The organism is Achromobacter sp. CF-sbj1-Ac2-l, from assembly GCF_052698165.1.
In genome coordinates, this window is record NZ_CP199855.1 from 2655862 (window position 1) to 2678017 (window position 22156).

Annotated in this window: 22 protein-coding genes; 9 read left to right on the plus strand and 13 right to left on the minus strand. The window is 70.4% G+C overall.

Translation table 11 applies throughout. From position 1 onward, the window contains the following. Positions 1–13 precede the first annotated feature (13 nt). Positions 14–1072, plus strand: a complete 1059-nt coding sequence (locus ACUDCK_RS12180; RefSeq protein WP_054502735.1) for an alkene reductase — start codon at positions 14–16, stop codon at positions 1070–1072. A gap of 49 nt (positions 1073–1121) precedes the next feature. Here the strand turns inward: ACUDCK_RS12180 and ACUDCK_RS12185 are convergent, their stop codons facing one another. After that, positions 1122–1973: a CPBP family intramembrane glutamic endopeptidase gene (locus tag ACUDCK_RS12185; RefSeq protein WP_175167398.1), complete on the minus strand. Its 852-nt coding sequence runs from the start codon at positions 1971–1973 to the stop codon at positions 1122–1124. A gap of 229 nt (positions 1974–2202) precedes the next feature. On the opposite strand from ACUDCK_RS12185, the gene ACUDCK_RS12190 reads away from it, so the two are divergent. Continuing rightward, the gene (locus ACUDCK_RS12190) at positions 2203–2577 is read left to right on the plus strand and encodes an MAPEG family protein (protein ID WP_054502733.1); all 375 of its coding nucleotides are present in this window, start codon (positions 2203–2205) and stop codon (positions 2575–2577) included. Positions 2578–2648: 71 nt separating this feature from the next. Here ACUDCK_RS12190 and ACUDCK_RS12195 read toward each other — a convergent pair whose 3' ends face one another. The 10 genes from ACUDCK_RS12195 to ACUDCK_RS12240 form a co-directional block, all read right to left on the minus strand. Beyond that, the gene (locus tag ACUDCK_RS12195; RefSeq protein WP_064523924.1) at positions 2649–3083 is read right to left on the minus strand and encodes a carboxypeptidase-like regulatory domain-containing protein; all 435 of its coding nucleotides are present in this window, start codon (positions 3081–3083) and stop codon (positions 2649–2651) included. Between the two features lie 77 nt (positions 3084–3160). Continuing rightward, a complete protein-coding gene (locus tag ACUDCK_RS12200) occupies positions 3161–3970 on the minus strand; it encodes an NRDE family protein (protein WP_175167397.1) in 810 nt (269 codons plus the stop codon). A 3-nt stretch (positions 3971–3973) separates the two neighbouring features. Further along, entirely contained in the window at positions 3974–5965 is a 1992-nt protein-coding gene (locus ACUDCK_RS12205; RefSeq protein ID WP_445659311.1) for an FUSC family protein, read from the minus strand. Positions 5966–5981: 16 nt separating this feature from the next. Next, positions 5982–6470: a YbaK/prolyl-tRNA synthetase associated domain-containing protein gene (locus tag ACUDCK_RS12210; RefSeq protein ID WP_054502731.1), complete on the minus strand. Its 489-nt coding sequence runs from the start codon at positions 6468–6470 to the stop codon at positions 5982–5984. 88 nt (positions 6471–6558) lie between these two features. After that, a complete protein-coding gene (locus ACUDCK_RS12215) occupies positions 6559–7278 on the minus strand; it encodes a response regulator transcription factor (RefSeq protein ID WP_054502730.1) in 720 nt (239 codons plus the stop codon). 143 nt (positions 7279–7421) lie between these two features. Continuing rightward, entirely contained in the window at positions 7422–8903 is a 1482-nt protein-coding gene (locus ACUDCK_RS12220) for an efflux transporter outer membrane subunit (RefSeq protein WP_175167396.1), read from the minus strand. Positions 8904–8911: 8 nt separating this feature from the next. After that, the gene (locus tag ACUDCK_RS12225) at positions 8912–10057 is read right to left on the minus strand and encodes an ABC transporter permease (RefSeq protein ID WP_054502728.1); all 1146 of its coding nucleotides are present in this window, start codon (positions 10055–10057) and stop codon (positions 8912–8914) included. Next, positions 10054–11016 carry an ABC transporter ATP-binding protein gene (locus ACUDCK_RS12230; RefSeq protein ID WP_049073409.1) on the minus strand — a complete coding sequence of 321 codons (963 nt, stop codon included), beginning with the start codon at positions 11014–11016 and terminating at the stop codon, positions 10054–10056. The genes ACUDCK_RS12225 and ACUDCK_RS12230 overlap by 4 nt, the downstream gene beginning before the upstream one ends. After that, positions 11013–11984, minus strand: a complete 972-nt coding sequence (locus ACUDCK_RS12235) for an HlyD family secretion protein (protein WP_064523332.1) — start codon at positions 11982–11984, stop codon at positions 11013–11015. The genes ACUDCK_RS12230 and ACUDCK_RS12235 overlap by 4 nt, the downstream gene beginning before the upstream one ends. A gap of 2 nt (positions 11985–11986) precedes the next feature. Next, positions 11987–12772: a TetR/AcrR family transcriptional regulator gene (locus tag ACUDCK_RS12240; protein WP_175142424.1), complete on the minus strand. Its 786-nt coding sequence runs from the start codon at positions 12770–12772 to the stop codon at positions 11987–11989. Positions 12773–12893: 121 nt separating this feature from the next. Between ACUDCK_RS12240 and ACUDCK_RS12245 the strand changes: the two genes are divergently transcribed. The 3 genes from ACUDCK_RS12245 (at position 12894) to ACUDCK_RS12255 (ending at position 15386) form a co-directional block, all read left to right on the plus strand. After that, positions 12894–13931, plus strand: a complete 1038-nt coding sequence (locus ACUDCK_RS12245; protein ID WP_064528071.1) for an NADP-dependent oxidoreductase — start codon at positions 12894–12896, stop codon at positions 13929–13931. Between the two features lie 23 nt (positions 13932–13954). Beyond that, positions 13955–14635 carry a type 1 glutamine amidotransferase domain-containing protein gene (locus ACUDCK_RS12250; protein WP_054502723.1) on the plus strand — a complete coding sequence of 227 codons (681 nt, stop codon included), beginning with the start codon at positions 13955–13957 and terminating at the stop codon, positions 14633–14635. Between the two features lie 136 nt (positions 14636–14771). Beyond that, positions 14772–15386: an HD-GYP domain-containing protein gene (locus ACUDCK_RS12255; protein WP_054502722.1), complete on the plus strand. Its 615-nt coding sequence runs from the start codon at positions 14772–14774 to the stop codon at positions 15384–15386. Between the two features lie 169 nt (positions 15387–15555). Here the strand turns inward: ACUDCK_RS12255 and ACUDCK_RS12260 are convergent, their stop codons facing one another. Both ACUDCK_RS12260 and ACUDCK_RS12265 read right to left on the minus strand, forming a co-directional pair. Further along, positions 15556–17154 (minus strand): glycerol-3-phosphate dehydrogenase/oxidase, encoded by a 1599-nt coding sequence (locus ACUDCK_RS12260; RefSeq protein WP_175167395.1) that lies wholly within the window; start codon positions 17152–17154, stop codon positions 15556–15558. Positions 17155–17257: 103 nt separating this feature from the next. After that, entirely contained in the window at positions 17258–18049 is a 792-nt protein-coding gene (locus ACUDCK_RS12265; protein WP_054502720.1) for a DeoR/GlpR family DNA-binding transcription regulator, read from the minus strand. A gap of 230 nt (positions 18050–18279) precedes the next feature. Between ACUDCK_RS12265 and ACUDCK_RS12270 the strand changes: the two genes are divergently transcribed. From ACUDCK_RS12270 to ACUDCK_RS12285, 4 genes are read left to right on the plus strand one after another with little or no spacing between them, the layout of a single operon-like run. Continuing rightward, positions 18280–19365, plus strand: a complete 1086-nt coding sequence (locus ACUDCK_RS12270; RefSeq protein WP_175167394.1) for an ABC transporter ATP-binding protein — start codon at positions 18280–18282, stop codon at positions 19363–19365. Next, complete coding sequence (locus tag ACUDCK_RS12275; RefSeq protein ID WP_116793180.1) at positions 19365–20453, plus strand: ABC transporter ATP-binding protein; 1089 nt, start codon at positions 19365–19367, stop codon at positions 20451–20453. Before ACUDCK_RS12270 ends, ACUDCK_RS12275 begins: the two co-directional genes overlap by 1 nt. Beyond that, entirely contained in the window at positions 20450–21340 is an 891-nt protein-coding gene (locus ACUDCK_RS12280) for a carbohydrate ABC transporter permease (RefSeq protein WP_006385278.1), read from the plus strand. Before ACUDCK_RS12275 ends, ACUDCK_RS12280 begins: the two co-directional genes overlap by 4 nt. Continuing rightward, positions 21333–22145, plus strand: coding sequence for a carbohydrate ABC transporter permease (locus ACUDCK_RS12285; protein WP_020927431.1), 813 nt, complete (start codon positions 21333–21335; stop codon positions 22143–22145). The genes ACUDCK_RS12280 and ACUDCK_RS12285 overlap by 8 nt, the downstream gene beginning before the upstream one ends. The last annotated feature ends 11 nt before the right edge of the window (positions 22146–22156 follow it).

Here is a 22156-nt window from a genome sequence, read left to right on the forward strand (position 1 = left end):
CACGAGGATTGTTATGAGCCTGCTGTTCGAACCCTTGCAAGTGGGGGAACTGACCCTGCCCAACCGCATCATCATGGCCCCGTTGACGCGCCAGCGCGCCAGCGAGGGCCGGGTGCCGAACGACCTGATGGTCGAGTACTACGTCCAGCGCGCGTCCGCCGGCCTGATCCTGACCGAGGCCACCTCGGTGACGCCGCAGGGCGTGGGATATGCCGATACGCCGGGGCTGTGGTCGCAGGAGCAGGTCAAGGGCTGGCGCAAGGTGACGTCGGCGGTGCACGAGGCCGGCGGCCGTATCTTCGCGCAACTGTGGCACGTGGGCCGCATTTCGGATCCGGTGTTCCTCAATGGCGAACTGCCGGTGGCCCCGAGCGCGATCGCGGCCGGCGGCCATGTCAGCCATGTGCGTCCCAAGCGCGGTTATGTGGTGCCGCGCGCCCTTGAGACCGATGAGATCCCGGGCATCGTCGAGGCCTATCGCCGCGGCGCGCAACTGGCGCAGGAAGCCGGTTTTGACGGCGTCGAAGTCCACGGCGCCAATGGCTATCTGCTGGACCAGTTCCTGCAGGACAGCACCAACCATCGCACCGACGGCTATGGCGGTTCGCTCGAAGCACGCGCGCGCCTGATGCTGGAAGTGGTGGATGCGTGCGTCAGCGTGTGGGGCGGCGGCCGCGTCGGCCTGCACCTGTCGCCGCGTGGCGATGCCCACTCGATGGGGGATTCGGATCCGGCCACGACCTTCAACTACGTGGCGCGGGCGGCGCGCCGCCGTGGCCTGGCGTTCCTGTGCGCGCGCGAACATGAGGGCGCCGACAGCCTGGGGCCGCAGCTCAAGGAATCGTTCGGCGGCGTGTATATCGCCAACGAGGGCTTCACGCGCGAATCGGCCGAGGCGGCGATTGCCGCGGGCCGCGCCGACGCGGTGGCGTTCGGCGTGCAATTCATCGCCAATCCCGACCTGGTGCGCCGCTTTGCGCTGAACGCGCCGTTGAACGCGCCGGATTCGTCGACCTTCTACGCCTCGGGCGCGACGGGCTACACCGACTATCCGGCCCTGGCGACGGCCTGAAGCGCCGCGCCGTTGCCGGCCACGACGGGTCGGCAGCGGCATGGGCGTTTCAATGCAGCGCGGCGCGCATCGGGTAGGTGAACAGACCGTAGTGCGCCGCGTTCAGGCCCACGTGGGCCAGCACCGCGGCCGCCAGGCCCCCGTGGCGGTAGGCCATGCCGTACCCAACGCCGGCGAGGCCGGCCAGCAGCATCCATTGCCAGCCGCCGGCATAATGCGCCAGCCCGAACAGCAGCGCGGCGACCAGCAGCGCGGCCGTGGCGCCCCAGGGGCGGCCGCGCCAGGCGCGCGTCAGCCGTTCCTGCACGTAGCCGCGGAACAGGGCTTCCTCGGCCAGCGTCACCAGCAGCGCGTTGTTGATCAGCCATAGCCAGCCCGAGTCGGGCCACTTCGGCGCCCATCCCACCACCCCCAGCGCCAGGGCCAGCCCCAGGCAGGCCGCGATCGCGCCGGCGCACGCGGCCAGCGCCGCCGTGAGCGTGGCGCGCGCGCTGGCGCCGGCCATGGCGGGCGCGGCGACCAGCACCACCCAGAACGCCACCAGCGGCTTGTCCAGGTTCAGGTACATGGCGAAGGGCACGGCATCGGGCGTCAGCGCGGCGCGCGGGATGACCAGCGGGTTGTGGTAGCCGGGCAGCCAGTGCAGGAACAGCAGCACCGCCAGGATCAGGAACAGCGCATGGCCAGTGGCGCGAGCTGGCGCCGCCATGGTCGGCCGCGCCAGCACGGCGGCCAGCGCCAGCAACGCGGGCCAGGCCAGCGCCACGGGCTCGATGCCGCCCTGCGTCCAGGCCCAGGCATAGGCGAGCGCCAGTGGCAGCAGGGCCCAGCGGCGGGTGGCAGGCAGCCACAGCAGGGCGGCGGCCAGGAACATCAGGGAGCCGGGAGAGGCGAGAGGCATGGTTCTTCCTGCGAGACAACGGGCGGCGCGTCACCGGCATCGCGTGCGCGGGAGGCGCTCAAAGCCGCAAGTGTAAGCGCCGCATCTTGAGGCCGCCGTTTGCGGGCGGCCGATAGGCGTTTGCCGTTCGCGCCGGCGGCTTTTCATTTCCGCGCTTTCGGGCGACCATGCCGCAGCGGCGCGTCCCGCCCGGTGGCGGGAAGAGGCTCGTTCCGCGCAAGGAGCTGCAATGAAATTGATCGCATGGTTGATGTTGGCGGCGGCGATCCTGCCGTTCGTCTGCACGATCGTCGCCAAGGCGGGCGGCAGGAAGTTCGACAACAATGATCCGCGCGCCTGGCTGGCGCGGCAGGAAGGCTGGCGCGCGCGCGCCAACGCGGCGCAGGCCAACACGTTCGAAGCGCTGCCGTTCTTCTACGCGGCGGTGCTGTTCGCGCTGTACAACCAGGCGGCGCCCGCGCACGTGGCCACGTTGATGGCCTGCTGGCTGGGCGTGCGCCTGGGCTACCTGGCGATGTACCTGGCGGGCTGGGGCGCGCTGCGCTCGCTGGTCTGGACGATCAGCGTGGGCTTTGTCATCGCCATCCTGTTTGCGGGCGTCTAGCGCGCCCACGCGGTCCCGGCCTGGCACCGGGCGCCCCGCGCGCCTGGCCAGGCGGCATGGCCATCAGGGGTTCACTTCCATTCGAACACGGCGCGCGCCGTGCCGCTGTTCTGCACGCTGACTTCGCGTTCCTGCGCCTTGCCGTTGAAGGTGGCCGAGACCTTGTAGCTGCCGGCGGGCAGCTTGACCAGCATGTAGGGGCCCTGGGACTCGGCCTGCAGCACCTGCTTGCCGTGGCCGTCCTTGATGACGACGGCGACGTTGGCCACATAGTCGGCCTTGCCGTCGCGCTGCGCGGCGAAGGTCAGCGAGAGCGGGTAGTCCTTGGCGGCGGCCTTCATGGCTTCGGATTCGTCCAGGCCGATGCCGCCGCTGACGTATTCCACGCTGCCCTGGTGCTGCACCGCGGGCAGCGCCGCCTGCGCGGCGGTCAGGAAGCCGGCCAGGGCCATGGTGCCCACCGCCATCGCGGCGGCCAGGGTGCAACGTTCGATGCGCTTGTTCATGCAATTCTCCTTGAAGGGATGATCACGCAGGAAATTCGACCGGCATATGCGCGCCGAGTTCGCCGGCGCTGCCCGTTTTACCGGGGCGTGGACGATCCAAGCGTATCGCTCGCGCCGGGGTCGCGCCAGGCGAATGCCAGCACGCTCTCGCCGTTGGCGGCGCCATCGGGCGCAAAGCGCTTTTCGACCAGTTGGCCGGTGCCGTCGTCGCGCAGCGCCAGCACGGTGGAACTGCGGGTGCCATAGTTCGGACTGACGATGAAGGGGCTGCTCAATAGTTTTTCGCGATCCGGCGGCAGGCCCGTGGCGGGCAGGTCGGCGTCGTCGGCCGGGCTGCGGTCGGCCAGCGCCTCGAACAACGCCGGGAGGTCGGGCTGGGGAGCATGCGCCAGCACCCGCTCGAAGGCGGCCTTGGTGCGCGCCAGCTTGGGCCAGGGGGTATCCAGCAGGTGGTTCGACAGGGCATAGACGCCGGCCGCCAGCGGCCGCGGCGCGCCGTCGCGGTTGCTGGCGTACCAGGCGCCCTGCGCGTCCCCGACGATCAGGTTGAAGCCGTTGTAGGCCTGGCCGGCGGCATGGGCGGCGGCGATGTAGTCGGCGGCCGGCGCGCGGCCGCGCAGGAAGTCCTCGACCAGGGCGCCGCGCGAGGGGGCGTCGGCGACCACGCGGCCGGGCTCGCGGAAATTGGTGACCAGCGCATAGCGCCCGCCAGTGGTGGCGCCCATCCAGGTGCCGCCGGCCAGCGCGTCGCGGCCGCCGTACACGTGGGCGGCGTCGGCCCACTGCGCCGCCGGCAGCGTCGGCCGCGCGTGGAACTCATCGCGATTGGCGGCGATCAGGACGGGAATGCCCGGCACGGTATGCAGGGCGAGGACGGCTAGGCACATGGTTCAGTCCGGTTGGGTGGTCGGGGAAGGCGGGCGAACACGGCCCGGTTCGGCCGCGAAGCCGGGGCCGGCCAGGGTCGCGCGCAGGGCTTCGATGGCGCTGGCGGCTTCGCGCAGCGCGGGCGTGTCGGTCGTCACGGGCGTGGCGGGGACCGCCATGCCTTGAATCACGGCCCGCGCCATGGCCTGCAGCGTCTCGGCCAGCCGCGCCACCGCCGCCGGGTCGGGCGGCGGCTGGCCCACGGGCAGCGACCAGGCGCTGTCGGAGACCGCGTTGGCCACGCGTTCCAGGGCCACTTCGACCGGCCACCAGGCCAGCGCGCGGCGGCTGACCAGCCGGGGTTCCGACAGGCCGCGCTGCAAGGCGATGCGCAGGTCGGACAGGCGCGCATAGGCCTGGGTGCGCAGGTCGTGGCGGGCCGCCGAATCGGCCTGGAACACGGTGTTCAGGTAGGCGGCCAGGGTGTCCATGGCGGTGGCCACGGCCTGGTCCAGGTTGTGGCGCTCGATCCGCATCCAGGGCAGGTAGCCCACCGCCAGCACGATGGCGGCGGCCACCGCGACGTCCTCCAGCCGCGCCAGCGCGATCGGCCAGCTGCCCGGCTGCAGCGCGCCGATCAGCAGCATCAGGATGGGCAGCAGGATCGCCGAGAACAGGCCGTAGTTGCGGCGGATCGACCACGGCAGCAAGGCCGCCAGGGCGGTCACGGTGAGCAGGCTGACCACGCCGCTGCGGTCCAGCGCCAGCACCGTGGCGCTGATCGCCACGCCTACCACGCTGCCGGCGCAGCTTTGCAGCGCGCGGGCGAAGACCGAGCCGAAATTGGGCTTGAACACCACCACCACGATCAGCGGCACCCAGTATGAGCGCGGCAAGGCCAGGGTGTGAGCCACCGCCTCGGCGACGACCAGGCACAGGCCGAGCCGCGCCAGGTAGCGCAGCGTGGTCGGACCGGGCCGGTAGGTGCGCGCCAGCACTCGCCATGGCGTGCGCGGGCGGGCCGGCGGCAGGGCCGGGAAAGCGTCGGGCCGCGCCGGGCCGCTGCCTTCCAGCAACGGCCGCGCCTGCTCCAGCGCGTCGGCCAGCGCGGTCGCGCCGGCCCGGCGCACGGCCGCGATGTCGTCGCCCGGCGCCAGCGGCGTGGCGTTCTCGACATGGTCGGCCAGCCGGTTCATGGCCCGCGCGCACTCGGGCGGCAGCACCCGGCCGGCCCGCGCCAGCGCCAGCGCCGCATCCGACAGCGGCGTGCAGGCCTGCAATTGCGCGGCCAGCCGGGCCAGTCGCGGCGAGGGACCGGCGGCGCGGCGCCGGGCCGCCAGCACCGTGTCGTAGGCGCCGGCCATGGCGGCTTCCATGTCGCGCCGCGCCGTCATGATGCGCGAGGTGCCAATGGCGGCGAACATGGCCGCCAGCTTGCGATAGGCCAGCGCCACCGCCGCCCGTTCCGGCGCGATCGGGTTCACCACCCAGCCCAGCAGGGTCAGCGCCAGGCCGAACAGCCCGCCCGCGCCCACCAGCGCCGGCGGCAGCCAGGGCGGCAGCGGCGACGTCAGGCTGGCGCCGACGATCACGTAGGTGGCGAATTGCAGCGTGGCGACGGCGGCGATGTTATTGAAGGTGCCGACCAGGCTGGCCAGCAGCACCAGCAGCGTCATGCCGGCGACGCTGAACAGGCCGTGGCCGGCCAGCAGCGTGCCCAGGAAGTAACCCAGCGCGCCGCCGAACACGGTGCTGCCGATGGATAGCGCGCGGTTGCGGTAGGGGCCGCCGTTGTCGCCGGTGATGGCGGGCAGCGCGCCCAGCGCCACCAGCGCGGCCGCCGCGCTCTGGTCGAGCAGCAGGCCGGCGGCGGTCGGCAGGCCGATGGCCAGCGCGGCGCGCAGCGCCACCCAGCGGCTGACCGGCGACGGTTCCATGTGCGCCAGGCTCATGAGCCAGCGCATGTTGGAGGCGCGCGCGCGGCGGTTTTCGCGGGAGGCGGCTGAGTGCGGCACGGCGGTCCCGGGCCGGTTAACCCTGGCCCTTGATCAGCGGCGCTTCCTGCGGCGCGGCCAGGCGGAAATAATCGGCGGTGGCCATCAGGATGGACGCGTCGAGACGGCCGGCGTTGAACACGATTTCATCGTGACGCTGGCGCAGGGTGGGATCCACCAGCAGGTGCAGGTCGGGGTTGAAGCTGAAGGGCGGGATCGCGCCGATCTCGCAGCCGGTCAGCTCGCGCGCCAGGTCCTGCGAGGCCAGCGAGGCCTTCTTGCCGCCCGCGGCGCGGGCGATGGCGTCCAGGTCGGCCTGCTGGTCGGCGGGGAACACCGCCAGCACGTTCCGGCGCTGGTTGGATGAGATCTTGACGCGGCAGACCAGCGCCTTGGCGCCCTGGCTGACGGCGGTGCCGCGCACGGCGGCGACTTCCACGGAGCGGCCGGCGGCGGGGTGGGAGATGAGGCGGTAGCGGGCCTGGTGCTCGGTCAGCAGGGCCTGCAGGCGGTCGTAGACTTCCATGGCGGGAAATGGTGGGTTGGCAAGGCCGGCGCCGGGGATCCGGCGGGCCATGCCGCATGATACGCCGCCACCGGGCCGGCGGCGCGGGCTAGATGTCGCCAGTGAAGGCGTAGCCCCAGCCCCAGACGGTACGAATCGGCAATTCCATGTCGGTCTCCTGCGCCTTGCGGCGCAGCCGGCTGACCACGACGTCCGTGCGGCGCACGGATTCGCGGCCAGCCTGCGGATCGCCGGGCGGCACGTCGCCGCGCGGCAGGCGCTTGTCGGGGCTGGTGGTCAGCTTGAGCAGGAAGTCGCGTTCGGCCTGGGTCAGCGGCAGGCGCGTGCCGCGCGGGCTGACCAGGGTCCAGGCGGCATCCTGGAACTGCCATTTGCCGGTGGCCTCGGCGGGGGCGGCGGCGGCCGGGCGCGCCTCGGCGTCGGCCGGCCGGCGACCGCTCACGGGCACGCGGCGCACCAGCGCCTGCAGCGCGGCGGCGATCTCGGCGGTGGCCACGTCGGGCGGAAAGCAGGCGTCGGCGCCGCAGTGCAGGCCGAGGATGCGGTTTTCAGGCGAATCGAAGGTCGAGACGGCGACGATGCCGGCGGTGGTGTCCATGGCGCGCAGGCCGGCGACGGCCATGCACAGATCGGTCAGCTCGGCTTCCATCACGAGCAGCGGCGTGCGGCGCGCCTGAAACAGGCGGAATAGGCCGTTGGAGTCCTCGCATCCGCGCGGCGAGAAGCCCATGCCCGCCAGCGCGTCGCAGCGGCGTGCGCGTTGGTGGGCATCGGGTGAGAAGACGATCAGGTCTAGTAAGTCATTCATGAATCGTTGTCGGGATCAGTGCAGCTTCAGCGCATGCATGATGCATCGGATACAACGGATTCCTAAACGTCGCACAACGCCACTTTCTGACCCGAATTCTCGGACATGACCGGGCAATGTATGTATTGGCGCGGGTTTGCGGGCTAGCGGGCGGGAGTGGCCAGACTGTCCGGCGGCTCGTTCCACCAGCCGCCGCCCAGCGCCTGCAGCAAGGCGGCGGTGTCCGCGTAGCGCGCCGCGTCGGCCGCGCCGCGGGCGATGCGCGTCTGCAGCAACTGGCGCTGGCTGTCCAGCAGGGCCAGGTGGCTGATGCCGCCGGCCTGGTAGCGCGCGTCAGCGATGCGCGCGGCGTCGTCGGCGCGACGCCAGGCGGTGTCGTAGGCGTCATACGCCCGGGCGTCGGCCTGCACCGCGCGCAGCGCATCGGCCACCTGGCGGAAACCATCCAGCACGGTCTGCCGATAACCGGCCGCCGCCGCCTCGTAGGCGGCCTCGGCCGAACGCTTGCGGGCGCGCAGTTCGCCGCCATGGAACAGCGGTTGCACCAGGCCCAGGCCCAGGTTCCAGACATTGACGCCATCGGTGATATCGCCGGCCCGGGTGCGTTGCGACCCGAAGCTGGCGGTCAGGGTGAAGCGCGGGTATTGGTTGGCGGTGGCCACGCCGACGTTGGCCGAGGCCTGGTGCAGCAGGGCCTCGGCGGCTAGGATGTCGGGCCGCTGGCGGGTCAGCGCCGACGGCACCCCGGTGGGAATCTCGGCCGGCAGCGCCAGGTCGGCCAGGCGCAGCGGCGGCGCCTGCCAGGCGGCGGGCGGCTGGCCCAGGTAGGTGGCCAACTGGTGCGTGGCCTGGGCCAGTTGGTATTCCAGTGGCGGCACGGTCGCGGCGGTCTGCGCCAGCAGCAGTTCCTGGTTGCGCAGGTCGGCCTCGGCGATGCCGCCGGCCCGCAGGCGCTGCGCCATGATGTCGCGCTGGCGCTGCTGGGCCGCCAGCAGCTCGCGGGTGTCGGCCAGGCGCGCGGCCAGGTCGGCCTGGCGGATGGCGGTGGTCACGACGTTGGCGGCCAGCGTCATGCGCGCGGCCTGCAGTTCGTGCGACTGGTAGTCGACCTGCGCCGCCAGCCCCTCCAGCGCGCGGCGGTTGCCGCCGAACACATCGAGCGTGTAGGACACGTCAATCGATGCGTTGTAGAGCGTGAACGGCGCGGGCTGCTCGGTCACCGGCACGCCGTAGGCGGAAGGATCGACCTTCTGCCGGGTGGCCGACAGGTTGGCGTTGACGGCCGGCAGCAGGCGGCCGCCGGTCTCAGCGTTCAGATCCTCGCCGGCCTGGCGCAGCCGGGCGCGGGCCTGTTCCAGGGTCGGGCTGGCCTCCAGCGCCTGCCGCACCAGCGTGTCCAGCGCATCGGAGCGGAACAGGCGCCACCATTGGGCCGGGATGTCGGCGCCGGTGAGGCGCGGTTGGGCGCCGCTGGCGGGGGCGGCGCTGTCGGTCGGCGACGTGTAGGCGGCGACCGGCGGCGCGGCGGGTCGCTCGAAGTCCGGTCCGACGGCGCAGCCGGGCAACAGGGCGCAGGCGGCCACAAGCGCGGCGCGGCGGGCGAAGGGCAGGTGGGGGCGGGGCATGGCGGCCTTCAATCCAGGGTGCGGCGGTAGAACTTCACGGCGGCGGTCATGACGACCACGGTGAACAGCAGCATGGGCCAGATGGCGGGCCACAGGTCCCACCAGCCGTTGCCCTTGAGCAGGATGCCGCGGATCAGCCGGTTGAAGTGCGTCAGCGGCAGCAGGTTGCCCAGGTACTGCGCCCATTTGGGCATGCCCAGGAACGGGAACATGAAGCCGGACAACAGCATGTTGGGCAGGAAATAGAACATCGTCAGTTGCATCGCCTGCAACTGGTTCTGCGCCAGCGACGACAGCGTGATGCCGACGGTCAGGTTGGCGGCCACGAAGATCAGCGCGCCCAGGTACACCGTCACCAAACTGCCCAGGAACGGCACGTGGAACACGAAATACGCCGCCAGCAGGATGATGGTGGACTGGATCAGGCCGATGGCGATGTAGGGCACGATCTTGCCCGTCATCACCTCCAGCGGCCGCACCGGCATGGCCAGCAGGTTTTCCATGGTGCCGCGCTCGCGTTCGCGCGTCATGGCCAGGCCGGTCATCATCACCAGCGTCATGGTCAGGATCACGCCCATCAGGCCGGGCACGGTGTTGTATTGCGAGATCTGTTCTTCGTTGTAGAGCTGGTGCACGCGCACGTCGAACGGCGGTTGGCCGCCGGCCAGGTGCGCCAGCGGGCCGGTCAGGTCCTTGCGCGCCACCGCCTGCGCCAGTTGGGTGGCAGAGCCGATCGCCAGCCCCGTGGCCATCGGGTCGGTGGCGTCGGCCTCGATCAGCAGCGCCGGCCGCTCGCCGCGCAGCAACTGGCGCGAGAAGTCCGGTGGAATGGTCAGCACGAACAGCACCCGGCCCTGCGCCAGCGCGGCGCGGCCGGCCTCTTCGTCGGGCAGGGTCTCGACGATGTCGAAGTAGTCGGACGCGGTCATCGCCGCCACGAAGCTGCGGGTGAACGGGCTGTGGTCGGCCACGATGACGGCGGTCGGCAGTTGCTTGGGGTTGGTGTTGATGGCGTAGCCGAACAGCGCCAGTTGCATGATCGGGATGCCGACGATCATGCCGAAGGTGATGCGGTCGCGCCGCAGCTGCAGGAATTCCTTGAGCACCATGCTCCACCAGCGCGACCACGAGAAACCCTCCAGGTGGCGTCTCATGCCGCGCTCGCGTAGTTGTCGTCGGAGCGGTTCATCAGGTAGATGAAGACATCCTCCAGGCTGGTGTCGATGCGTTCCAGGCGCAGGTCCTGGCCGGCCACGACGTCTCGCAAGGTGCGTTCGAGCACGGCGGCGTCGCGGCCGCTGATGTGCAGCGCGGTGCCGAAGGCCACGGTCTGGTCCACCCCCGGCGCGCCCCGCAGCCGCTGCGCCAGCGGCACCAGGTCATGGCCGTGGATGGCCCAGGTGGTCAGGCGCTGCTGGGCGATGACTTCGTCGGCGGTGCCCTGGATCAGCAGCTTGCCGTACGAGATGTAGGCCAGCTTGTGGCAGCGCTCGGCCTCGTCCATGTAGTGGGTGCTGACCAGCACCGAAATGCCGCGCGCGGCCAGCTCGTGCAACTGTTCCCAGAAGTCGCGCCGCGCGGTCGGGTCAACGCCGGCGGTGGGCTCGTCCAGCAGCAGCAGGCGCGGCTCGTGCAGCAGGCAGGCGGCCAGCGCCAGGCGCTGCTTCCAGCCGCCGGACAGCGCGCCGGTGAGCTGGTTGGCGCGGGTCTGCAGGCCCAGGTCCTCGAGCGCGCGGTCAACGGTCTCGCGGCGGTTCGGCATGCCGTACATGCGGGCGACGAAGTCCAGGTTTTCGCGGATGGTCAGGTCGTCCCAGTACGAGAACTTCTGCGTCATGTAGCCGACGTGGCGCTTGATCTCGGCGCTGTCCTTGAGGATGTCGTAGCCCAGGCAGGTGCCGCTGCCCGAGTCGGGCGTGAGCAGGCCGCACATCAGGCGGATGCTGGTGGTCTTGCCGCTGCCGTTGGGGCCGAGAAAGCCGAAGATCTCGCCTTCGCGCACTTGCAGCGAAACGTCGTTGACCACGTGCTTGTTGCCGAAGTGCTTGTTCAGGCCGTGCACGTCGATGACGTAGCCGGGCTCGGCGGCGGGGCGGGCGGGGGCGCCGTTCATTGCAGCGCCGCCTCGACCGGCTGGCCCGGATGCAGCCGCGTGGCCGCATCCGGCGCGGGGCGGGCCTCGACCATGTAGACCAGCTTGCCGCGCGTTTCGCGGCTGTAGATCACCGGCGGCGTGTACTCGGCCTGCGGCGAGACGTAGTCGATGCGCACCGGCACGGGGTCGCCGCAGCCGTCGCAGCGCACGGTGGCCTGCTGCCCGGGTTTGAGCGCGCCGACCACGGTTTCGGGCACGAAGAAGCGCACCTTGATGTTGCCGGGCGGCAGCAGGCTGACCACCGGGCTGCCGGCCGGCACCCATTCGCCCACGCGGTACAGCGTGTCGAAAACGAGGGCGGCGGTGGGCGCCGCCAGGCGTTTCTGCGCCAGGGTCCAGTCGGCCTGCGCCAGCGTCGCGCGCGCCGCCTCGACCTGGGCGGCCTGGGCGCGGCGCTGGTCCTGGCGGCCGGGCAGGTTGGCCACTTCCAGTTGGGCGCGCAGCTCGCGCACCCGGGCCGCGTCCGACCGGGCCTGCTCGCGGCTGTCGTCCAGTTGCGCCCGCGCCACGCCACCGGCGCGGAACTGCGCGGTGTCGCGCGCCAGTTGCGCCGCCGAGCGCCGGCTGGCGGCCTCGGCCTGGGCCAGTTGGGCGCGGGCGACATCGACCTCGGGCGGCCGCTTGCCGGTGGCGATGTCTTCCAACTGCGCGCTGGCCGCCGCCAACTGCGCGCCGGCCTGGTCGCGCGCCGCGATTTCGCGCGTCGCCTCCAGCGCGAACAGCGGCGCGGCGGCGGCGACTTGCTGGCCGCGCTGCACCGACAGCGTGTCGAGCCGGCCGGCCTCGGACGAGGCGATGTAGAGATACTCGCCCTCGACGTAGCCCTGGTAGACGGCATCGTCGCGCTTGCCGCAGGCGGCCAGCAGCGACAGGCCGAGCGCGGCGGCGACGGGCAGGGCATAGCGCGGGAGGGAAGGGGTGCGCATGGTCAGCGTCCTGTGGCGGGCGGTTCGGTGGTGGCGGCCGGCTTGGCGCGCCGGGTCCGCTGTGCCGGCGCGGCGGGCGTGCCGGGGGCCTCGGGCCCCGGGGCCGGCGGGGAAAACAGCCCGCCAGTGAGCATGGCGATGGCGTGCGCGGCAATGGCGTCGTGGTCGATGGCCTGGACCTGCGGATCGTTCTGCCAGATGCGGCGCCACAGGCTGGACGTGGCCAGCGGCAGCAGCGTCAGGCCCAGGATCGACAGGAACACCAGCCGCGGCTCCACGCCCGGGGTGATGGCGCCGGCGCGCTGGCTGTCGGCGATCAGGCCGGCGAACACCTGCAGGCGCTGGGCCGGCAGGTGGCGCAGCACGCGCTCGCGCAACTGGCCGCCTTCGTTGACGACCTCGTGCATCCACAAGGACGGCAGCCAGGGGCGGTCGGTGCCGCAGCGCACGATGCGCGAGACGATCTCGGTGATGACGATGCGCGCCGTGTCGGCCGAACCGTCCAGGCGCCGCGCCGTCTGCGGCACCGGGCTCCAGACGTAGCCGATGACCGGCACCACGCGTTCCAGCACCACCGCGTCCAGCAACTGGTCGCGGCTCTTGAAGTAGTAGTGCAGCATGGCCGAGGTGAACCCGGCGCGTTCGGCGATGTGGGCCAGGCGGGTGGCGGCCACGCCCTGGGTGGCGAACAGGTCGGTGGCGATGTCCAGCAACTGGTCGCGCACGGCGGCGCTGTCGGGGCGGGCGGGGCGGCCGGGACGGCGCGCGGGGGATGGCTTGGCAGGCATGAGGCAGATTCTAATTAAATACTTAATTAATTAAAAGGGCAGCGGCTGGCAGGGTTGGCGGGCGGGCCGGCCGGCGGAGGTGGTGTAATGAGCTGATCGGAACAGAAGGAGTCAGCACGCCATGCCGCAATCGTCCTCCCTCAACCGCCGCATCGTCCTGGCCTCGCGGCCAAGCGGCGAACCCGCCGACAGCGATTTCCGCCTGGAAACCGGCGCGGTCCCCGAACCCGGGCCGGGCCAACTGCTGCTGCGCACGGTCTATCTTTCCCTCGATCCCTACATGCGCGGCCGCATGAGCGACGCGCCTTCGTACGCCGAGCCGGTGCAGGTCGGCCAGCCCATGGTGGGCGGCACCGTGGCCCGGGTGGTGGCCTCGCGCCACGCCGACTATCCGGTGGGCGAGTGGGTGCTGTCCCAGTCCGGCTGGCAGGACTACGCCGTCTCCGACGGCAGCGGCCTGCTCAAGCTGGGTTCGGCGCCCGAGCGTCCGTCGTATTCGCTGGGCGTGCTGGGCATGCCCGGCTTCACCGGCTACATGGGCCTGCTGGACATCGGCCAGCCCAAGGCCGGCGAAACCGTGGTGGTGGCCGCCGCCAGCGGCGCGGTCGGCGCGGTGGTGGGCCAGTTGGCCAAGATCCACGGCTGCAAGGCGGTGGGCATCGCCGGCGGCCCCGACAAGTGCCGCTACGTGGTCGAGGAACTGGGCTTTGACGCCTGCATCGACCACCGCGATCCGGCCATGGCCAACCTGCTGGCCAAGGCGGTGCCGCAGGGCATCGACGTGTATTTCGAGAACGTCGGCGGCGCGGTGTTCGACGCCGTGCTGCCGCTGCTCAATCCGCGCGCGCGGGTGCCGGTATGCGGCCTGATCTCGGCCTACAACGCCACCAGCCTGCCCGACGGCCCCGACCGCCTGCCGCTGCTGATGCGCACCATCCTGACCAAGCGCATCAAGATGCAGGGCTTCATCATCTTCAACGAATACGCGCCGCGTTTCGGCGAGTTCCGCGCGGCCATGCAGGAGCTGCTGCGCGACGGCCGCATCAAGTACCGCGAAGACGTGGTCGATGGCCTGGAGAATGCGCCGCGCGGGCTGATGGGCCTGCTCAAGGGCGAGAACGCCGGCAAGCGCATCGTGCGCGTCGGGCCGGATGAATAGGAACGCAACATGAGGAGCGCAACATGAATATCCTGATCGTGCTGACTTCCCACGACACGCTGGGCGACACCGGCCGCAAGACCGGCTTCTGGCTGGAGGAGTTCGCCGCGCCGTACTACGCCTTCCTGGACGCGGGCGCCACGCTGACACTGGCCTCGCCGCAGGGCGGGCAGCCGCCGCTCGATCCCAAGAGTGACGATCCCGACGCCCAGACCGATGACACGCGCCGCTTCCGCCAGGATGCCGAGGCGCAGCGGCGCCTGGCCAGCACACGCCGGCTGGCCGAGGTGCAGGCCGCCGATTACGACGCGGTGTTCTATCCCGGCGGCCACGGCCCGCTATGGGACCTGGCCGAAGACCCCAAGTCGGTGGCGTTGATCGAGACCATGCTGGCGGCGGGCAAGCCCGTGGCGGCGGTCTGCCACGCGCCGGGCGTGCTGCGCCACGCCAAGACCGCCGACGGCAAGCCGCTGGTGCAGGGCCGCCAGGTGACCGGCTTTTCCAACACGGAAGAGGCGGCGGTGCAGTTGACCGCCGTCGTGCCATTCCTGGTGGAAGACGAGCTGGCGCTGTTGGGCGGCCTCTACAGCAAGGGCGCCGACTGGCAACCGCACATCGTCTCCGATGGCCTCTTGATCACCGGGCAGAATCCGGCATCGTCGGTCGGCGTGGCGCAGGCGCTGCTGGAACGCCTGCGGGCCTGAACGCAAGGCAGGGCATGGTTACGGGCGTCCACGTCCAGGGGCGCGGCGTGTTGTCGGAACGGTACGTGCTTGTGTCAGAATTGATACTTTCTGACACAGGCGCGCGGTTCCGTTGCAACCGCGCGCGCCAAGACCGATGCCTCCAGATGTCCCCCCAAGCGCGCCTGCCGCGCAGGCCGCAGGATCCTGTGAAGCGGCGCTGTTCGCCGCGATGCAGGCCCGCGACGCCGCCACCGGCCGCCATTGCCACCGCGTCGTCGCGCTGAGCGTGGCGCTGGCGCGGGCCTGCGGCCTGAACGAAGATGACCAACACGCCGTGGCCGTGGCCGCCCGCCTGCATGACGTGGGCAAGATCGGCACCCCCGATCGCGTGCTGTTCTCGCCCAAGCGCCTCGAAAAAGAGGATTGGGAGATCATGAAGTCGCACGCCGCCGTGGGTGCGGACATCATCCTGCACAGCAACATGCCCCAGCGCGAGCGCATCGCGCTGGCGGTGCGCCATCATCACGAGCATTTCGACGGCTCGGGCTATCCCGACGGACTCGCGGGGCACGACATCCCGCTGCACGCGCGCATCATTTCGCTGGCCGATTCCTACGATGCGCTGGGCGACGCGCGGCCCTATCATCCGGCGCGCACGCACGCCGAGATCATGCGCATCCTCAACCGCGAGGCCGGGGCCAAGTGCGATCCGGACCTGCTGCGCGTGTTCGAGACCATGATCCAGTCCAGTCCGCTGCGCGTGCCCTAGGGCCTGTTTTCCCTGCAAGGCGCCTTGCACAGGCTCCGGCGCCATGCGACAACGCCGCGCCATGCCGGCGCGGCGTTGCGGGTGCGGCGTTGCGGGTGCGGACAATCACGGCGCGCCCCGGGCGCGCGGCTTCAGCGCGTCGATTGTCGGCGCGTCACTTTTCAGCGCGTCATTTCAGGCGGTAGTGCGCGGCGACGCCGGCCAGTTCCTGCAGCGTGCGCTGCTGCCAGGCGGCGTCGTGGCCCAGTTCCTCGGCCAGGATGCGGGCCACTTCGGGCGCGGCCAGCATGGCGGCCTCTGCGTCCAGGAACAGCGCGCGGTTGCGGCGCGCCAGCACGTCCTCGGCGCTGCGCGCCAGTTCGAAGCGCGCGGCGAAGCGCACGTGGGCTTCGGACAGGCCGCTGCTCTTGACCAGCATGCGCTCGGCGCCGGGCAGGGCCTTGAGCGTGGTCAGGTCGCTGCCGTAGTAGCTGTCCGGCGTGCCGGCGTGTTCCTGCGACGGCGCCAGGCCGTTGGCGCCATGCAGCGCCAGCGACTCGGTGCGGCAACTGGCCTGCGTCAGCAACTGGTGCTGGATGGCGGTGTCGACCACGTCCTGCGCCATGCGGCGGTAGGTGGTCCACTTGCCGCCCGTGACCGTCACCAGCCCGGCCTGCGACACCAGGATGGTGTGCTCGCGCGACAGCGATTTGGTGGCGGCGTCGCCGGTGGCCTTGACCAGCGGCCGCAGGCCGGCCCAGACACTGGTGACGTCGTCGCGGGTCGGCTTGCGGCTGAGATAGCGCGCGGCGGTGCTCAGGATGAAATCGACGTCCTGGGCGCCGGCTTCCGGATCCAGCGGCAGGTCGTTGCGCGGCGAGTCGGTGGTGCCGACGATGGTGTGGCCGTTCCATGGCACCACGAACAGCACGCGGCCGTCGTCGGTCTTGGGGATCAGGATGGCGCGCTTGCCGGGCAGGAAGTCGTGCGGCAGCGTCAGGTGGACGCCCTGGCTGGGCGCCACCATGGTGGGCGCGTTCTTGTCTTCCATGCGGCGCACGCTGTCGACCCAGACGCCGGTGGCGTTGATGACGCAGCGCGCGCGCAAGGTGAAGCTGGCGCCGCCCAGCGCGTCCTGCGCCGTGACGCCGTCGACCTTGCCGCCGGTGGTGGTCAGGCCGGTGGCGCGCACGTAGTTGACCGCCGTGCCGCCCAGGTCGAACAGGGTGCGCATCAGGCTCAGCGCCAGGCGCGCGTCGTCGAATTGGCCGTCGTAGTACAGCACGCCGCCCTTCAGGCCGCGGCCGTTGACGTTCTCGGCCAGCGTCGGCGCGTTGGCCAGCGTGTCGCGGCGCGACAGCCAGCGGCTGGGCGACAGGTTGAGCTTGCCGGCCAGCATGTCGTACATCTTCAGGCCGATGCCGTAGAAGGGCTGGTCCAGCAGGTTGTAGGCCGGCACCACGAAGCCCAGGGGCCACACCAGGTGCGGCGCGTTGCGGTTGAGCAGGCCGCGTTCGTGCAGCGCTTCGCGCACCAGGCTGATGTTGCCCTGCGCCAGGTAGCGCACGCCGCCGTGCACCAGCTTGGTGGCCTTGCTGGAGGTGCCCTTGGCGAAGTCGGCGGCCTCGATCAGCAGGGTGCGGTAGCCGCGGCTGGCGGCGTCGACGGCGGTGCCCAGGCCGGTGGCGCCGCCGCCGATGACGATCACGTCCCAGGCGGGCGTGTTGTCCAGTTGCGCCAGCAGGCGGTTGCGGTCGGGCGGGGTGACGGTGGCGAGCGGTTGGTTCATATGCGTGGGGCGGCGGGGCCGCTAGGGTTCGGTGCGGTGTTCGTTTCTTTTCGTGCCGGCCGGGCGGGGCGCAAGCGCCTTGCTCCGGTCCGGGTCAAGCCGGTCAGGCGGATACCTTGGCCGCGTTCGGCGCGGCGGCCACTTCGCAGCGCACGCCGGCGTCCAGCAGCACTTGCGCCAGCGGTTCCTGCGGATGCGCGTCGGTGAAGAAGCGGTCGATCTGCGAGATGTGCGCCAGCTCCACCATGGCCTGGCGCTTGAATTTGCTGCTGTCGGCGGCCAGCCACACTTCGCGCGACTGTTCGATGATGGTGCGGGCCACGCGCACTTCGCGGAAGTCGTAGTCGCGCAGCGTGCCGTCGGCCTCGATGCCGGAAATGCCGATCAGGCCGATGTCGACCCGGAACTGGCGGATGAAGTCCATGGTGGCCTCGCCGACGATGCCGCGGTCGCGCGAACGCACCACGCCGCCGGCGACGATGACTTCGCAATCCGGGTTGTCGGAAAGGATGTCGGCCACGTGCAGGTTGTTGGTGATGACGCGCAGGCCGCGATGGCGCAGCAGGGCGCGGGCGATGGCCTCGGTGGTGGTGCCGATGTTCAGGATCAGCGAGCAGCCATCGGGCACGGCGCGGGCCACGGCCTCGGCGATGCGTTGCTTGCCGGCCGCGTGCAGCCCCTGGCGCTTGCGGTAGGCGATGTTCTCGATGGTCGACGCTTCGATGCGCACGCCGCCGTGGAAGCGCGACAGCAGGCCGGCTTCGGACAGGATGTTGACGTCGCGCCGCACGGTCTGCAGCGTGACGTCGAAGCGTTTGGCCAGCTCTTCGATCGTGGCCGAGCCCTGGGCCCGCACCATTTCGATCAAGGCGCTTTGTCTGGGATTGAGTGTCATGTTGGCGTATGGAGTGTCACAGTCGCATCATAAAACAACAAAAGCGAAAAATAATGACGCGCTGCAAGATTGTATTTTTTTCGCTTCTTGAGTAAAACGCACAAAAAACGAAAGCGATCTGAAAGAAAAACCCGAACCGGCGCGTTCTTGCGCGCTCGCAGGGCCGCTGTACCCGATGTACCGAAGTCCGGTTGATAAACCGGGGACGTATTAAAGGCAGAGGAGACCAGATGCAGCTGACCCTGGACAGGATTGCGTTGCGAGCCGGCTCGCAGACGCACCTGTATCCCATGAGCCTGGCCCCCGTGCCGGGCGCCATGACCGTGTTGCTGGGGGTGACCCTGGCGGGCAAGACATCGCTGATGCGCATCATGGCCGGGCTCGACCGGCCCACCGAGGGCCGGGTGCTGGCCGACGGCGTCGACGTGACCGGGGTGCCGGTGCGCCAGCGCAACGTCGCCATGGTGTACCAGCAATTCATCAACTATCCGTCCATGACGGTGTTCGACAACATCGCCTCGCCGCTCAAGCTGCGCGGCGCGTCGGGTATCGCCGACAAGGTCGGGGCCATGGCCGCGCGCCTGCACATCGACCACCTGCTGGCCCGTCATCCCTCTGAACTGTCCGGCGGGCAGCAGCAGCGGGTGGCGCTGGCGCGGGCCCTGGTCAAGGACGCGCCGCTGATCCTGCTGGACGAACCGCTGGTCAACCTGGACTACAAGCTGCGCGAGGAACTGCGCGACGAGCTCTCGGCCCTGTTCGCCGAGGGCCGCTCGACCGTGGTCTACGCCACCACCGAGCCGGGCGAAGCGTTGCTGCTGGGCGGCCACACCGCCGTGCTGGACGCGGGCGAACTGCTGCAGTACGGCCCGACCGCCGAGGTCTTCCACCGGCCCAATTCGATCCGGGTGGCGCGCGCCTTCAGCGATCCGCCCATGAACCTGTTCGCCGCGCAGCGCGACGCCGACGGCTTCACGCTGCAGGGCGGCATCGCGGTCGCGCGGCCACTGCCGCCGGGCGCGGGCGGGGCGCTCACCGCCGGCTTGCGGGCGGGCGCGTTGGACATTGCGCCGCGCCCTGGCCACATCGGCCTGGACGGCGTGGTCAAGCTGGCCGAGATCTCCGGGTCCGACACCTTCGTGCACGCCGAGACGGCCGCCGGCGACGTGGTCGCGCAGCTGCCGGGCGTGCATCGCTACACGCTGGAGCAGCGCCTGACGCTGTACTTCGACCCGGCCCAGACCTACGCCTTCGGCGCCGACGGCGCCTTGCTGGCGGCCCCCGCCCGACCCCACGCCAGCGGAGGGATCGCCTGATGGCGCAGATCGAGCTGGACCTCTCCCATTCCTACGTCGCCAATCCCCAGGCCGACGAGGACTACGCGCTGCTGCCGCTCAAGTTCACCTTCCGCGACGGCGGCGCCTACGCCTTGCTGGGTCCCTCGGGCTGCGGCAAGACCACCTTGCTCAATTGCGTCTCGGGCCTGTTGCGGCCCTCGCACGGCCGCATCCTGTTCGACGGCCAGGATGTCACCCACAAGACGCCGCAGGCGCGCAACATCGCCCAGGTGTTCCAGTTCCCGGTGGTGTACGACACCATGACCGTGGCCGAGAACCTGGCGTTTCCGCTGCGCAACCGTGGCGTGCCCGCCAAGCAGATCCGCGAGCGCGTCGGCCGCATCGCCGAGATGCTGGAGATGTCGCACGTGCTGGAGCGCCGCGCCAGCGGCCTGACGGCCGACGCCAAGCAGAAGATCTCGCTAGGGCGCGGCCTGGTGCGCAACGACGTGTCGGCGGTGCTGTTCGACGAACCGCTGACCGTGATCGACCCGCAACTGAAGTGGGAATTGCGCCGCAAGCTCAAGGAAATCCACCACGAGTTCAAGCTGACGCTGATCTACGTCACCCACGACCAGACCGAGGCGCTGACCTTCGCCGACCAGGTGATGGTGATGGCGCGCGGCCGCGCGGTGCAGGTGGGCAGCGCCGACGACCTGTTCGAGCGGCCGGCGCATACCTTCGTCGGCCATTTCATCGGCTCGCCCGGCATGAACTTCCTGCCGGCGCAATGGCGCGACGGCGGCCTGATGGTGGGCCAGCGCCGCGTCGACGGCCTGCCGGATGCGATGGCGACCCGGCTGGCCGACGCCGGCCCGGTCAAGCTGGGCGTGCGCCCGGAATACCTGCGCCTGGCCGACGCCAACGCGCCTGGCGCCATCCCGGCCACGGTCCAGCGGGTGCAGGACGTGGGCACCTACACCTTGCTGCTGGCCGACTTCGAGGGCACGCCGCTGCGCGCCCGTCTGGGCACCGACGCGGCATCCATCGCGCCCGGCGCCACGGTCTGGCTGTCGGCGCTCAATCCGCATACCTGCTTCTACCGCGACGAGGAGCTGATCCGATGAAACCGATCGATCACCGGGCCTGGTTCCTGGTCCTGCCCGTGGTGCTGTGCGTGGCGTTCTCGGCCATCCTGCCGCTGATGACCATCGTCAACTACTCGGTGCAGGACATCATTTCGCCCGAGCGCCGCGTGTTCGTCGGCACCGAATGGTTCGCCGCCGTGCTGCAGGACGAGGAATTGCACGGCGCGCTGCTGCGCCAGATCGGCTTCTCGCTGGCGGTGCTGGCCATCGAGATCCCGCTGGGCATCCTGCTGGCGCTGTCGATGCCGGCCAGCGGCTGGCGCGCCTCGGCGGTGCTGGTCATCATCGCGCTGTCGCTGCTGATCCCGTGGAACGTGGTGGGCACCATCTGGCAGGTGTTCGGCCGCACCGACATCGGCCTGCTGGGGGCGACGCTGTCGTGGCTGGGGGTGGACTACAACTACACCGGCAACGACCTCGACGCCTGGGTCACGGTGCTGGTGATGGACGTCTGGCACTGGACGCCGCTGGTGGCGCTGCTGTGCTATGCCGGCCTGCGCGCCATTCCCGACGCCTATTACCAGGCCGCGCGCATCGATGGCGCCTCGCGCCTGGCGGTGTTCCGCTACATCCAGCTGCCCAAGATGCGCGGCGTGCTGATGATCGCGGTGCTGCTGCGCTTCATGGACAGCTTCATGATCTACACCGAGCCGTTCGTGCTGACCGGCGGCGGGCCGGGCAACGCCACCACCTTCCTGTCGCAGTACCTGACGCAGAAGGCCGTGGGCCAGTTCGACCTGGGCCCGGCGGCGGCGTTCTCGATCATCTACTTCCTGATCATCCTGCTGCTCTGCTTCATTCTGTACAACTGGATGCAGCGCGCCGGCACCACCGGCGGTTTCGACGAGGAGCGCGCCAATGCGTGAGCAATCGACCTGGTGGCGCGGCGCCTTCCTGGCGCTGTACCTGGTGTTCGCCATCCTGCCGCTGTACTGGATGCTGAACATGTCGTTCAAGACCAATACCGAGATCGTCAGCACCTTGACGCTGTGGCCGCGCGAGTTCACGCTGGAGCACTACCGAACCATCTTCACCGATCCGGCCTGGTATTCGGGCTACATCAACTCGCTGATCTACGTGGTCATCAACACGGTCATCTCGCTGGCGGTGGCGCTGCCGGCGGCGTACGCGTTCTCGCGCTACCGCTTCATCGGCGACAAGCACGTGTTCTTCTGGCTGCTGACCAACCGCATGACGCCGCCGGCGGTGTTCCTGCTGCCGTTCTTCCAGTTGTACAGCTCGTTCGGGCTGATGGACACGCACCTGGCGGTGGCGCTGGCGCACCTGGTGTTCAACGTGCCGCTGGCGGTGTGGATCCTGGAAGGCTTCATGTCCGGCGTGCCGCGCGAGATCGACGAGACGGCCTACGTGGACGGCTATTCGTTCCCGCGCTTCTTCCTGACGATCTTCCTGCCGCTGATCAAGTCGGGCGTGGGCGTGGCGGCGTTCTTCTGCTTCATGTTCAGTTGGGTCGAGCTGCTGCTGGCGCGCACGCTGACCTCGGTCAACGCCAAGCCCATCGTCGCCACCATGACGCGCACGGTCTCGGCCTCGGGCATGGACTGGGGCGTGCTGGCGGCGGCCGGGGTGCTGACCATCGTGCCCGGCGGCATCGTCATCTGGTTCGTGCGGCACTACATCGCGAAGGGCTTCGCGATGGGCCGGGTCTGAGGGGGGAGGGC

Bases quoted from the DNA above. Each gene is read 5' to 3' on its own strand.
- ACUDCK_RS12220 (WP_175167396.1), bottom strand. From the start codon at position 8,903: ATGCCCCGCCCCCACCTGCCCTTCGCCCGCCGCGCCGCGCTTGTGGCC.
- ACUDCK_RS12245 (WP_064528071.1), top strand. From the start codon at position 12,894: ATGCCGCAATCGTCCTCCCTCAACCGCCGCATCGTCCTGGCCTCGCGG.
- ACUDCK_RS12235 (WP_064523332.1), bottom strand. From the start codon at position 11,984: ATGCGCACCCCTTCCCTCCCGCGCTATGCCCTGCCCGTCGCCGCCGCG.
- ACUDCK_RS12210 (WP_054502731.1), bottom strand. From the start codon at position 6,470: ATGGAAGTCTACGACCGCCTGCAGGCCCTGCTGACCGAGCACCAGGCC.
- ACUDCK_RS12185 (WP_175167398.1), bottom strand. From the start codon at position 1,973: ATGCCTCTCGCCTCTCCCGGCTCCCTGATGTTCCTGGCCGCCGCCCTG.
- ACUDCK_RS12180 (WP_054502735.1), top strand. From the start codon at position 14: ATGAGCCTGCTGTTCGAACCCTTGCAAGTGGGGGAACTGACCCTGCCC.
- ACUDCK_RS12200 (WP_175167397.1), bottom strand. From the start codon at position 3,970: ATGTGCCTAGCCGTCCTCGCCCTGCATACCGTGCCGGGCATTCCCGTC.
- ACUDCK_RS12215 (WP_054502730.1), bottom strand. From the start codon at position 7,278: ATGAATGACTTACTAGACCTGATCGTCTTCTCACCCGATGCCCACCAA.
- ACUDCK_RS12255 (WP_054502722.1), top strand. From the start codon at position 14,772: ATGCCTCCAGATGTCCCCCCAAGCGCGCCTGCCGCGCAGGCCGCAGGA.
- ACUDCK_RS12250 (WP_054502723.1), top strand. From the start codon at position 13,955: ATGAATATCCTGATCGTGCTGACTTCCCACGACACGCTGGGCGACACC.
- ACUDCK_RS12280 (WP_006385278.1), top strand. From the start codon at position 20,450: ATGAAACCGATCGATCACCGGGCCTGGTTCCTGGTCCTGCCCGTGGTG.
- ACUDCK_RS12260 (WP_175167395.1), bottom strand. From the start codon at position 17,154: ATGAACCAACCGCTCGCCACCGTCACCCCGCCCGACCGCAACCGCCTG.
- ACUDCK_RS12190 (WP_054502733.1), top strand. From the start codon at position 2,203: ATGAAATTGATCGCATGGTTGATGTTGGCGGCGGCGATCCTGCCGTTC.
- ACUDCK_RS12285 (WP_020927431.1), top strand. From the start codon at position 21,333: ATGCGTGAGCAATCGACCTGGTGGCGCGGCGCCTTCCTGGCGCTGTAC.
- ACUDCK_RS12195 (WP_064523924.1), bottom strand. From the start codon at position 3,083: ATGAACAAGCGCATCGAACGTTGCACCCTGGCCGCCGCGATGGCGGTG.
- ACUDCK_RS12270 (WP_175167394.1), top strand. From the start codon at position 18,280: ATGCAGCTGACCCTGGACAGGATTGCGTTGCGAGCCGGCTCGCAGACG.
- ACUDCK_RS12275 (WP_116793180.1), top strand. From the start codon at position 19,365: ATGGCGCAGATCGAGCTGGACCTCTCCCATTCCTACGTCGCCAATCCC.
- ACUDCK_RS12265 (WP_054502720.1), bottom strand. From the start codon at position 18,049: ATGACACTCAATCCCAGACAAAGCGCCTTGATCGAAATGGTGCGGGCC.
- ACUDCK_RS12240 (WP_175142424.1), bottom strand. From the start codon at position 12,772: ATGCCTGCCAAGCCATCCCCCGCGCGCCGTCCCGGCCGCCCCGCCCGC.
- ACUDCK_RS12230 (WP_049073409.1), bottom strand. From the start codon at position 11,016: ATGAACGGCGCCCCCGCCCGCCCCGCCGCCGAGCCCGGCTACGTCATC.
- ACUDCK_RS12225 (WP_054502728.1), bottom strand. From the start codon at position 10,057: ATGAGACGCCACCTGGAGGGTTTCTCGTGGTCGCGCTGGTGGAGCATG.